Here is a 13,351-nt window from a genome sequence, read left to right on the forward strand (position 1 = left end):
ACAGAAATAGGTAAAGCAAAGGTTCGTTTTATCTATAAAAAGCTTAATTATTCATTTCGAATCTCACTAAATAAGCCCATCCTTTTTTCTGAATCATTGCAATACCCCAACCTGGTAAATTAATTTCCGGATTTCCATTTTCTAAATGCGGACGATATAATCCTGGAGCTTTTGGAATGTTTTTCAAGCTATCTTGCAAGACAGTAAAATGCTCACCATCGGCAGAAATATTTAAAGTCTTATTGATTGATGCCAACGACACTATACCTCCATCTTTACCCCAAATAAGCACCTCGTGACTTTTATCTAACAATGGTCCATCGTGTTTTTTAAACGGACCTTCTGGTTGATTTGCATAAGCAACACTCATTTTTGTTTTACTTGGTCCGGCTTTACCATCGGCAATAGACCTGCCTTTGTAAAACAACCAAACTTTATTATCTCGAACCAACAAACTCGCATCGTCTATACGAAAGCTATCAAAATCTGAATCGACATCGCTAATCTCCAAAACCGGATTGTTTGCTACACGTTTAAATGGTCCGTTTGGATTATCGGAAACTGCTAAGCCTATTGCCGTGATATCGGTAGTAGAATTGCCTTCGAAAACCTTATTTTTATTCCCAGGAGTTGGTTTTACGCCTGTATAATACATGTAGTATTTATTATTACGCACCAATATATTAGGAGTAAAAACGGAATGGCTATCAAACGCACCTTCTGCTCCTAAACCAAGAGCCATGCCTTGCTCTTCCCAAGTACGACCTTCGTCTTGAGACGTTGCATACCAAATAGTAGCCCAATATCCCGATGTAATAGGACTATCCATACGACTGTACCAAACGTAGTACGTGCCATCGACTTTAATAATATCGCTATTATCGCGCCTATTATAAAGCGAATCTTTACCGATACCGGTAATATCTTGATAGGTAAATTTAACTGAAGATGTTTCTGTTTTAACTTCTGCAACCTCAACTTTGTTTTTTTTTGAAGAATTACAAGACACCATAAAAAATGCCATGACTGAAACAATAATTAATCCCGATGTTATTTTACTCATATTTAATTTCTCCTTAATTATTTATTACTAAAAACATTTACAATTTCTGAAATTGAAACCCCTAATACTTTTTCAGAAATTTTGGTTAATTGCTCCGCAGAACCTTCAAAATGTATAGTTGTTTGAATATGTGTTCGACGCTCACCAACCTTTAAATGCAATGCCGGTGAAGAGGTTTCTAATTCGTAAAATGGTCCCAATGGTTTTTCTCCTGGTTTTGGCGCACCGTCGTTATACGAATTAATAACATCGCCCGAATATGGTTTATCTTGAAGTTCCCATAGAGAGTTTACATAATCTGTAGCGCCTTTGGGTTTATTGTATTTTACAATAGTTAATGTATGGCTCAAAGCATCATAAGACCCGAAAACTTGTTTAGCACGTTTTGGTGATAAACCAATTTTACTTCTAAATTCGCCATCACCTTGAAAAAACATGGTGTTTTCTTTTACTATTAAGCGCTCTGCAGGTACTTTACCGAAATACTCATCGTTTACCGGTGCGCCAAGATCTGCTTCATCTCCTGAATTATATGGAATAACGATAGTTGTTTCTGGCGATGGATTAAACATACCCAACAACCAAATAGACAACAAGCCGGTTTCCTGTTCCCAATGCGCTTCACCTGTATTGGTTAAAGAATTTGTGGTTTTATAAGCCACAACGTTTACTTTATCTTCAGCTGCAATACCTAGTTCCTGAAAAGCTTCTTGAGTTGATAAAACTTTAACTTCACGTTCAATATCGAAATCGAACTTAAACCCTGAATAATTAACTAATGATGCTTTTTTAAAAAATGTAATTGAATTAGCAGATGATTTTTCAATAGTAAAAGGCTCAAGATCTATTAGTTTTGGTGTGTACCAATCGTCTAAAGTAAAGCTACTTCCTTTTTTAAAAAATATTGAAAACTGCCCACCTTCTGGGCCTATCCAAAAACGTTCTTCTCCTCCAAAAACATTAATATGATCTAGCGTGTCTTTAGATTTGAAGAGTTCCCGATTAATCCAACCGTAACTTCTACCTTCGGAATTTGAAGAGCTACTCGTCATTACACGGCCTTGTAAAGCTGGAGCTACTGCTATTTTTGATTTTCCCGATGCATCGGAAAGTTGAATGATATCAATATAATTCTTCATAAAATTCACATCGTCTGCAAAAGAAATATAATTCGTTTTTTGCACGAATTCAACTTCTTTCTCTTTCGATGTTTTTGATTTACATCCTACCGAAAAAACAGTAATTATAATAGCTATAATAATTTTGAACTGCCATTTTTGAAAGTTTATATAACGCATGTATTAATTATTTGATATTATTATGAATTTTTAAAATAACAGGTTCGTTTTTCTTGAATGTTTTTTCTGCTTTGAAATTAATGGTTCCGAAACCTTTCCGTGTAAACGCATCAAAAAAAAACATGTAAACTCAAGCTTATTGCTTTGTACTAGTTTTACTCAAAATTTATTTTAAAAACATGAGAACTACTACCATAACCTGGCTTTACCTGAACTCCTGTTGCCAAATATAAATAGGCTGGTTTATCGTCTATAAAAAGGATTTGTGCACGCTCTAAATGACCGTCTTTTTTACCTCGGTATGAAACGGCATCTTTTAGATATTCTTCTCCTACATAGTGTTGTAAATCTTCATAAGCTCGTTCTGTTCTTTCTGCAGGAAAAGAAAAACCATCGCCCGACTTCCATAATAAACCACCTCCGCTATTTCCTAAAGATGCTCTAAAATCACGACTAATCATGTATACAGAATCTTTCATTGTAAACGCATAAGCATCTTCAAGCGGCATTTTTTCTTCGGTTACTCTTGTTGGTTGATGTATATATGGACCTTCAACATGATCTGCAACCACAACACCATAAGAGTATACATAGCCTTTAGGCTCTTTTCTAACTACAGATTTGTGATATAAAAAATACTTGCCATTGTATTTTATTAATGATGGATTAGAAACTCCTAACCTTGCTGTGTAATTCCACACTTCGGGTTTTTTAGTTTGGCGTAAAATAGTACCATCGGCTTCTGCTCCTTTTGCTGGTCGCCAAGTATCATTTAAATCATCGGCAACATACATCACAATACGTTGTGTTTTTAAATCGTTGTTTTCGTTAACAATAAAACAAAGCTGATATTGCCCGTCAATATTACTAACCGTTGGATTGTGTGGCGAATTAAACAAACCATCTTTGTCTGGCACAGCAATACCTACATATTCAAAAGGACCTTCTGGACTATCGCCCACGTAATGTCCAATTTCGCAATCTTTAAACCAACCGCTAAAATTACCGGGTTGCGAAGCGGTAGACCATTGCGCAGCAAATAAATGTGTTTTACCATTTTTATCTTGTACTGGAGAAGATCCCCAAACATGCATATCTTTTTGTGCTGCAGCATTGCCAACATACTCTATTTTCATTTTTTGAGCCTGGGTGTTACAGCTAAATATTAAAAGCAATAATGTTAATAATGTGATGTGTTGTAATTTCATTTTAGTTTTATTTTGTTTCATTTATAATACCACTGCTTTCAAAAATCTCCTTTAAATCGAATCTTTCAAGAAACTGTTCCTTTTTATTAATAACTCTCTGTACGCCCCATTCTATCAACTTCCCCTTACCGTTATCAGTAAACGCCTCAGGACGATATGCTCCAGGAGCAAGTGGTACATTTTTATTTGTAAAATCGTGTGTCTTTTTAAAATTAAATCCATCTTCGGCATACATAATGGATTTGCGAACATCCTCTGGTCCTTCTTTTCCTATAAGCGTGGCAACACCTTTGCCTTGAGGCCAAACTAAGACTTCATGACCACCTTTTACAACAGGATTATTTTCGTATTTCACATACGGTCCTTCAGGGTTATCGGCTATAGCAACACCCATTTTGGTTTCACGTGGCGATTTACCCCATTGGCGCCCTTTGTAATACAACCAGTATTTTCCGTCACGAACAATTAAACTAGCATCATCAATTCTGTGACTATCAAACTCAGTGATATCATCACTTGGAACCATTATAGGATTAGTTGAGAGTTTTGCCCAAGAACCATCAGGAGAATTTGAAACAGCTATGCCTATTCTTGTTTTCGACTTTTCAAGATCCTTAGTTCTATACGGATTATTAACTCCCGAATAAAAAAGATAATATTTATTGTTAGCAACTAAAATACCAGGTGTAAAACAACCTTCATCATCCCAACTACCATCTTTTCCCGGAGGTAAAACTTCTCCTTTTTCTGTCCAAACAAATCCATCTGGTGAGGTTGCATACCATGTTGCCCATCTAACATGATCTCCTACCTTCCAATACCAAACATAATACAAAGCCCCTACTTTTATAACATCACTCGGGTCGCCTCGTTTTATACCCTCTTCAAAACCTAATGCTTCAATTGGAGAATATGATGCTGTTACCGATTTAAAGTTCGACTGAGAAAAAACAGTACCCATTCCTAAAAAGAACAACACTATAATTATAAAAATTTTTTTCATTAGTAAAAGGTATAAAGACAGTTATTGATTTTCTTTTAGTTTGTTTTGTTTGAAAACATACGCACAGATCTATTCAGTTATGTGTGTATATTCGGCAATTACCAAAGTTAGTATAAAACAAAAACTTATAATTATCAATTAGGGGGTATAAATGTTGAATTTAAATACATAAAAAACTATAAGAACAGCTTCAACACAAACACAACAAACTAACAATCATAAATATACATGAAATCTCATGATTTAAGCCAAATTCCATAAAGAACGCCTAACCATAACATGAAAACTATAGAAACAGCATCAATTATTACTCTATAAAAGAAGATTATTTTAGTGAATTTAATCTTTAAGTTGAGTAATTGGCCTTCTATCAAAACTTAAAGCACCAATATTATTTTCACTTCCAGATAGCCACGGACCATTATAAATATCGCTAGTACCAACGTAAAACTTACTTGGTAAATAGGTTATAAATTTATAGTTAGACGCTTTTTTTAATGTAAGAATAAGTGAATGCTCTTTAACTTCCACTTTTTTAACTTCAAGAGGCGTTTGTTCTAAATTTGAATCTTCCGAAGCAAAAAACTGATCTTTTAAATAATGAACCACACCATTTACTTCACGCTTTTCTTCTAGAAGTATAGACTGATCGAAGTTTAGTATAATCTTTTTGGAACCTTTGTAATTCGCACTTAATAATTTTGGAGGTGTTATAATGAAATCGAATTTTTCGTTATAATAATCCCGCGCCACTAAAGGATAAATACGTTTGGCAAATTCTAAATAACCATCGTAAGAAAAGTGACAACCATCATGACCTGTAACACCTAATGTGGACATAATATTTACCATCTCGTACTTTTCATCTATTTTGTTTTGAACTTCTCGCATTTCAGAAAGATAACTCTCTGGATTACGACCACAACCTGGATGAATTTGAAATAAATAAACTTTTTCTAAACTTGTATAAACACGTTTCCAATCATTCAAAAGCACATCGAAATTAGCTGCATACGCCTGATAACTTTCTGTGCTTACCGAATTAGACTCGCCTTGGTGCCAAAAAACGGCTTTAATTTTATCTTTTAATCCTGCTTGATCGACACGATATGCTAAACGCCCAAAGCTAGTTTCTAAAGATGGTTGCTCTGGATATAACATGTTTTTTTCTATGGACGAAGAACCGCTACCACCGTTAATAATACAAACAGGCACCTGATGTTTTTCAACAATTAACCGCATTAATTCCATACCCCAAGCACCAACGCCAAATGGATTCTTTTTAAACCATCCACCAACACCATCAAGACCTTCTAAATTTCCTGTTGCCATACCCCAACGTACTTTTCTATCGTCGTCGTTGTAAGTTTCGTAACCTGTTTTAACACCAAAACTTCTGCAATACGGATTACTGTAAGTCGACAAGCTACTACTTGCATGAGAATTAGATTGCCCCGTTATAATATAAGCATCACCACAAACTATATGATCGGCTGAAAAATATAGGCTATCGGTGTTATTCTTTTTGATATAAAACTCAAATCGATACTCGTGTAAGCCTGAATTTATTTTAGTTGAAACTGAAAACTTCTTATCAACTAGACTATCCCTTTGTGTATTATAAAGCAAATTATCTTTAAATACTTTTAATGAAAACTCTTTAAAATCTGGAGTTCCCTTTATATTACCAGAGATAAAAACCTCCACGGTATTACTGCTATCGCGAGCATATAATTGATAATCTTCGGGAGCTTCTGTAATTCTTATTTTTTGCGCAAATAAACTCATTGATAACAATGTAAAAGCGCATAGTAATAAATAGAATGGTTGGTTTTTCATTTGGAATAGGTTTCAGCGTTAAATATACTTTTTTATTCTGATTTTATCCACATACAATGTCCACCACCTGGAGCCATATTAGCTTTAATAACATCTCCTTTTTTCACTTTAGCCTTTCTTATTTGGTAAGCTTCTGGGTTTGTTTTACAATCGGTTTCGGCTGTATCCTCGTAAAATGTAACCTCATAGGTTTTTCCTTCTTCAAGAAAATTTAAGTCAATATCCAAAACACCTCCTTTTTGATTCATAACACTACCAATAAACCAATCGTTTTTTGAGCGGCGTGCTGTAGTAATATATTCGCCCATTTTAGAATTCAGAATTCGAGATTCATCCCATTTACCAACAGGCATTTTTTGAATAAACTCGAATAAATCGGCTTTAGCCTCATAAGCTTCTGGAGCATCGGGAATACAAACTAAGCCACTAAAAACAACTAGAGTTCTAGCCACCTCAGACACCACTGTAGATAAATAAGAGTTTAATTTCTTTGGTCCTTTTTGTCGTTTTCCGGCGTTAATTCCGGTGATATCAAAATTACCGTTATTCATATCCAAAGGCCCTTGTATAGCATTAACTAAAGCCATTTTAATAAAGGTTTCGGGAGTAAAAGCTTTACGAGAATCTTGTTGTGCATGGCAATACTCGCGCGTAATAGCGTTGGGAAATGTACGCCTCACACCCGTAAACGGTACCGGACTATCATGAAAATCGATTAGTAATTCACTAGCGGCACTTTGACTAATAGCATCGCGAGAAAACTGAACATTATTCCCCATAAAACCATATTTAATTCCATGCATACCTAAAGATTGAAAATAAGGAAACAACTCCTTATCTCCATATTCTCCAAATTTACGATCGTAATACAATATAAGTTCAACATCTTTATCTTCAGCGTAAGCTATAACAGCTTCTAAATCTAACTCAGGAGTTAACTCAAAATGCCCTTTAGTAGCACGTTTATACCAAGATGCGTCAATTAAAAAATACTCAATCCCTTTTTTATCTGCAAAATCGATAAAACGTTTATAGCTTTCTGTATTAATACCATACACAAAACCATCGGGCGCCGTATAGCCATGCACACGCCAATCCCACATGGTTTTCCCTGGTTTAATCCAATCGGTATTTTCTATTTCGCAAGGTGCCGCCAAATTTACAGTAACGGTACTGGTTACTAAATCGCCAGCCGAGTCTCCAAACAAAATAACTTTCCATGGCGTAACCACTTTTTCGCTTATATATTTTGGTTTACTACTCGATACTAACGTTCCGGATTCTTTATTAAAATTCACCGTCATGGTACTAAAACCTTTAGATGAATACAGATCGGATTCTAAAAAAGACAGATGATTTTTATTCGATTTTTCGACAACAACGGGAATTAGCATTTTAGAAGGCTTCCCTTTAGAATTAGAAAAACTACTTACAGAAACAGGCCCTACAGGAGGATGTTCTCCAGCTGTATAATAGAATTCATCATTTGTTTCTAAATTATATTCAGCATAAAAATCTAATTGATCTTCTGCGGTAACATCATCCAGTTCAAACCTAAAACCAACACCGTCGTTATAAACACGAGAGAGTAATTTTCCTGTTTTTCCATTGATTTCAATATGAATTACAATTTCATTATAAAAATCTCTAACTTCACTAAACTGTCCCCAAACCGGATTCCATTTGGTATCTACTGAGTTAATTTCTGTATTTAATATTTTCACAGGAATGTTAGGCAGTATCGAAATACTAGACACACCTACCAAGACCTCATTATTCCGGTTTAATTGATATGTTAAACCTTCCTCATTATTCTCAAAAGTTAACTCTACCTTTTTATCGGGAGAGCTTACATTTAAATTTGGTTTAACGCTGCAAGCATTGAAAAATGCAATAAACAGAAGCGTTGAAAACGCTAGAGAAACTTGTTTCATTTTGTAGATTTTAATTTAATTTTCGTCTTAATTAATTATACTTTCAATTTGTTTCCAGCCTTCCATGCCTTCGTTTTGCTGTTTTTCACCTACTGTACTTCTCCCATCCAATATTATTTTTTTAAGCGCAGCTTTTAACTCGGTAGCTTTTTCCGGGTGCTCCGCTATTACGTTTTTAGTTTCTTCAATATCATTTTTTAAATTGAAAAGTTGCATCTCGGGTAAATCTAATTTCTGACTTTTTATTTCGTTTGGTCTTGGGTAACTCCACCCAGCAGAACCGTTGGTTAAACACAATTTCCAATCACCTTGTTTTATAGCAAACGATCCGTTTATAGAATGATAAACCGTATATTCTCTAATATCATCTTGATTAGCTCCTACAATTAAAGGTAGCATACTATAGCTATCTTCCGCTTCGGTATCTTTAATGTTATAACCTGAAACCTCAGCACAAGTTGCAAAAAAATCGATGGTAGAAATAGTTCTATCTGTTTTAGAGTTTTTTAAACCTTTACTCGGCCATTCTACAATAAGTGGCACATGATGTCCGCCTTCGTAAATATCAGCTTTCATACCTCTAAACACATAACTCGGGTCGTGTTTTACTTTTGCCAATTCTTCAAAATCTGCTTTTGGAGAACATCCATTATCACTAGTAAAAACAATTAATGTGTTTTCTGAAATGCCTTGTTTCTTTAATGTTTCTCGTATTTGGCGAACCACATCATCAACCTGCATTACAAAATCGCCATACATATTGGTATTACTTCTTCCTAAAAACTCTGTAGTTGGCAAAATTGGTGTATGCGGCGCAGGTAAAGGAAAATACAAGAAAAATGGATCTTTCTCTGTCGATTTTTCTTCTATATAATTCACTGCTCTATCTGTTAAATCTTGCAAAATATTAGCGTGAACAAAATCGTCGGACGTTGGTCCTTTTCTCCAAACACCTTTTTCGTCTACCGAAATAGTGGTTTTTGTAGGCACCATAGTTGGTATATCATTTTCAACAAATACATAAGGCGCCATATCTAAAGATCCGCAAAACCCAAATGAATAATCGAAACCATGTGTTGATGGTCCATTTTTAATAGGTGCTGAAAAATCTACTTCTGGAGTGCTATGTAGTTTACTAAGCGTTGCCTCTGTTTCTTCATTCACAAAAGACCAATCCCAACCCATGTGCCATTTCCCGATATAAGCCGTGCTGTAACCTTGCGTTTGTAACATGGTTGCTACAGTAACACGATCTTCTTTAATTAACGATTTAGAATACCCACCAAGCACACCACTTTTTAAACGGCTTCTCCAATTGTAACGCCCCGTAAGAATACCGTATCGTGTTGGCGTACAAACGGCAGACGAAGTGTGCGCATCTGTAAACATAACACCATTATTAGCCATACTATTAAGGTTTGGCGTTGGTATTTTTCCGTTAGGATTAAAACATTTTAAATCACCATAACCCAAATCGTCTGCTAAAATATAGATGATGTTAGGTTTTTTAGGTTTAATTAACTCCGTATCAGAATTTATTTTATTCTGCTGTTTTGTTTCATCTGAAAAACTTGAAAAAACAAGACATGATACAGACATTAAAACTAAGAGTATGCTTGAGGTTTTTATCATTGTATTAAATTCTATTAATGGTACTATTTTTAAATTAAATAAGTTTAACCTACTGTGTTTATCCGCTAAGGTAAAAAATTATGTATCGAAAATTAATCCTTAACCACTTTTAACATTTTAGAGCTATTAAGGCCATCTAATTTTAATAAATAAAGACCTTTAGAAAGAGCACTTACATTAACCTCAACATCTTTAGTATTTATTTCGTTAGTTAAAACTACTTGCCCGCTAATGTTATAAAGCGTGTAATTTTGAAAGGCAGCACTAGGTGTAGATATCATTAATTTTTCTGAAACGGGATTTGGATAAATTTTAACTTCTACATTATCTATAACTACGGTTGATAATGTAATTTCCGAAGCATAAACTTCTACCTCCGCTAATGTTAACGCATTGGTTCCGTTATCTAAATCTATGCGAACAACTTGACCTATAACACCTCCTGTTTCTACTGTAATGTATTGATCTGGGTAATCGGCATAGGTTTTACTATACACCGTTTCGTTATTACTGTTTATAACAGATACTGTAAAATTGGACATTCTAGCCTTGCAACAACCATCTGTTCTATTAAACACCTTAATATCTCCAAGACCCTTATCTGATCCAAAATCGACTTGCCACCATGGGTTTGCTTCACCATTTGTTACGGTAACAGAACCTCCACCAAAGTTTCCATTGGTATCACCATCTATTGCTAATTCGGGCCCTTTATTGAATGAAGGATTGGTAGAAGATTGCGTAGCGATACCTGTTGGAGCGATATTAACAGGTTGTGCCTCATCTTTTAAATATAAATCCATCCAAGTATAAACGGCATTAGTTAAAGTACCATTATTTAAGTTTACAGCATTGGCAGCATTATATAACACTAACCCATCTACTTTATTTTCTATAGCTTTCTCCAAACGCGTTCCATTACCTTTAGCATCATTATGGTTTACTTCAGAATCCCAAACTGGTAAATTTTTAGCTTTTGCTAAGTTGATAAACGTAGACCATTGTCCATGATTAAAGCCTAAATTATGAGATGCAGCCACCGTAATATAATCTTCTATATTGGTATTATTAAACATATCGATAGCCGCAGGAAGCCCCCAAGTACAAGGACCAATAAGTTCTGCGCCATTTACATTATTATAAAGTGTTGAATAAATTTCATGTATTTGGTCCACGCTCCAAGTACTACTAGTTGCACGTCCATCTTCATTAAAAGGATTTAACCATTTACAACCAGGATATTCTGCTGAGAACTCTAAAACTCTTGCTATTAATTCATCGGTTGCCGCTTGCACACCGTTAACAGAAGGCACATCGCCATTAAGCATATTATTGGCAACACGCGCACCACCACCACCTTGTGCTGGATTTGCAAAAATCACAAAGCCTTGTGCTAAAGCTTGTGTGTAAAAATAATCGAACATGGGTTTATTTGGGTTAAGATCTACCCCATTTGTATCTCTACCAAAAAGCGGAATACGAATTCCGTTTACTTTCATTTCGGTAAATGCTGTTAATAAATTATCAGCATGGGCTTCTGTCAACACTTTATTAGTAATAAAAACTTGTTTTACATCAGCTAACACATACTCCATATCGTTGGTGTAAATAGTTTGGCTAAATACCGTAAAACTGGAACAGCAAATCAATAAAGCAATGCATAATGTTTTAATGTTTTTTGAGTAATTTTTTATTCTCATAATTTAAAGTTTAGTTTGGTTTATTTAGTTGAATGAAAAGGCCTATTTCAAAAAGAATTAATATGAATGAAATAAACACTTTCCTCTAAAACCAAATCTAAGGTCTTTTAGCATTTTAAAATTCTCAATTAAGGAACCAATATGTTGCAATATGAGCGTGAATGAAGAGAAATAGACTATTTCAAATACCCACAGTTTAAATAAACATGTTAAAAAAACAAATAATGAAGTTATCTATTTTCTTTTTTGAAGTGCTACTTTTCTAGTGGGTAAAGGAAATTCTGAATGCTCTGTTCTGGCTATTTTTAGAAGCGCAAGCAATTCATTTAATTTCTCCGATTCTTCTAAGGCCAGATTTTTAGTTTCACCTATATCTGTTGAAAGATTATACAACTCAGGACTACTTTCAAGTTTCCAAACCAATTTCCAATCGTTTTGACGAATAGCCTGAATGGGACCTTGCTTCTCGTTAAACTCCCAATACAAATAATCGTGTTTTTGTTGTGCTTTGCTATTTCCTAATAATTCAGGTACTAGAGAAATTCCGTTAATATCTTTATTGGTTGGCGTAACACCTACTAATTCGCAAACTGTTGGTAAGAAATCCCAAAAAGCAGACATGTGATTACTTGTTGAACCTGCAGGAATTCTCTCTGGATATTTAGCTATAAATGGAATACGAATACCGCCTTCATACAAATCTCGCTTTCCTCCTTTTAACGCACCATTACTATTAAAGAATCGATCCTTTTTTTCATATTCGGGTCCGTTATCACTTGTAAAGAAAATAATGGTATTATCTTCTATTCCTAATTCTTTTAATTTATCAAACAACTTCCCTAAATCTCTATCCATACGAGACACCATACCGGCGTAGGTTGTATTCCCTTCCTCGTCATTTTTATAATGCCCTTTTGTATTCATTTTACGTTCTGGCCAGCCTAAATTTTGATAAGGTTTCTTAGATTCTTCGGGAACCGTTAATTCTAGATGAGGAATGGTTAACGCTAAATACAGAAAAAACGGATTTTCCTTTTCATTTTCCACGTAACTTAAAGCCTCATTCACAAAAACATCGTGTGTGTATTTACCTTGTTTTAGGGCAAAATTATTATCCTTCAGAATAAAAGCTTCACTATTACGATATAGAGTATCCCAGTAATAATGGTGCGCATGGCGATGCTCTTTGTATCCTAAAAAATAATCAAAACCATGTTCCGATGGCATATTTTCTTTATTTACACCTTCAGAAAGTCCCCACTTACCAATAACAGCTGTTTTATACCCCGCTTTTTTGAGTTCGGTAGCAACCGTTATTTCATTACGCTTAAGGTTTACAGGAGTACCACTTTCTGTCCAAACAGGATTCCCTCTAACACTAGCATGACCTTGATCGTAACCCGTTAACAAACTAGCGCGCGATGGCATGCAAACTGTAGAACCTGCATAATGATCGGTAAACACCATACCTTGAGCTGCTAACTCATCGAGATTTGGTGTTTTAATTTTAGTTTGCCCATAAGGTCCAATATCACCATACCCCAAATCGTCGGCCATTATAAAAATAATATTCGGCTTTGCTGCCGGTTTTATTGTTTCTGAAGTTTTACAACTGAAAATCAACAAATTGAGAACAAGAATTACGGCATGTGTTTTATTGAGCATAATGTTCTA

The 13,351-nt window shown here is 34.9% G+C and carries 9 protein-coding genes; all 9 read right to left on the reverse strand.

All coding sequences use genetic code 11. The annotated features are described in order from the left end of the window. Positions 1-43: 43 nt before the first annotated feature. The 9 genes from GQR98_RS03240 to GQR98_RS03280 all read right to left on the reverse strand — a co-directional run bounded on the left by GQR98_RS03240 (position 44) and on the right by GQR98_RS03280 (position 13,342). On the reverse strand, positions 44-1,063 hold the full coding sequence (locus GQR98_RS03240; RefSeq protein ID WP_159018258.1) for a family 43 glycosylhydrolase: 1,020 nt from the start codon (positions 1,061-1,063) through the stop codon (positions 44-46). 17 nt (positions 1,064-1,080) lie between these two features. Beyond that, positions 1,081-2,361, reverse strand: coding sequence for a DUF6786 family protein (locus GQR98_RS03245; protein ID WP_159018259.1), 1,281 nt, complete (start codon positions 2,359-2,361; stop codon positions 1,081-1,083). Between the two features lie 155 nt (positions 2,362-2,516). Further along, positions 2,517-3,569: a glycoside hydrolase family protein gene (locus GQR98_RS03250; RefSeq protein WP_199270261.1), complete on the reverse strand. Its 1,053-nt coding sequence runs from the start codon at positions 3,567-3,569 to the stop codon at positions 2,517-2,519. Positions 3,570-3,576: 7 nt separating this feature from the next. Further along, positions 3,577-4,572 (reverse strand): family 43 glycosylhydrolase, encoded by a 996-nt coding sequence (locus GQR98_RS03255; protein WP_199270262.1) that lies wholly within the window; start codon positions 4,570-4,572, stop codon positions 3,577-3,579. Positions 4,573-4,911: 339 nt separating this feature from the next. After that, positions 4,912-6,411 (reverse strand): sialate O-acetylesterase, encoded by a 1,500-nt coding sequence (locus GQR98_RS03260; RefSeq protein WP_159018261.1) that lies wholly within the window; start codon positions 6,409-6,411, stop codon positions 4,912-4,914. Between the two features lie 32 nt (positions 6,412-6,443). Then, positions 6,444-8,345 carry a glycoside hydrolase family 97 protein gene (locus tag GQR98_RS03265; RefSeq protein WP_159018262.1) on the reverse strand — a complete coding sequence of 634 codons (1,902 nt, stop codon included), beginning with the start codon at positions 8,343-8,345 and terminating at the stop codon, positions 6,444-6,446. A gap of 27 nt (positions 8,346-8,372) precedes the next feature. Continuing rightward, positions 8,373-9,977: a sulfatase family protein gene (locus tag GQR98_RS03270; protein WP_159018263.1), complete on the reverse strand. Its 1,605-nt coding sequence runs from the start codon at positions 9,975-9,977 to the stop codon at positions 8,373-8,375. 92 nt (positions 9,978-10,069) lie between these two features. Beyond that, a complete protein-coding gene (locus GQR98_RS03275; RefSeq protein ID WP_159018264.1) occupies positions 10,070-11,677 on the reverse strand; it encodes a T9SS type A sorting domain-containing protein in 1,608 nt (535 codons plus the stop codon). Positions 11,678-11,911: 234 nt separating this feature from the next. Then, a complete protein-coding gene (locus GQR98_RS03280) occupies positions 11,912-13,342 on the reverse strand; it encodes an arylsulfatase (RefSeq protein ID WP_159018265.1) in 1,431 nt (476 codons plus the stop codon). Positions 13,343-13,351: the final 9 nt, after the last annotated feature.

The organism is Algibacter sp. L3A6 (assembly GCF_009796825.1).
GTDB lineage: Bacteria > Bacteroidota > Bacteroidia > Flavobacteriales > Flavobacteriaceae > Algibacter.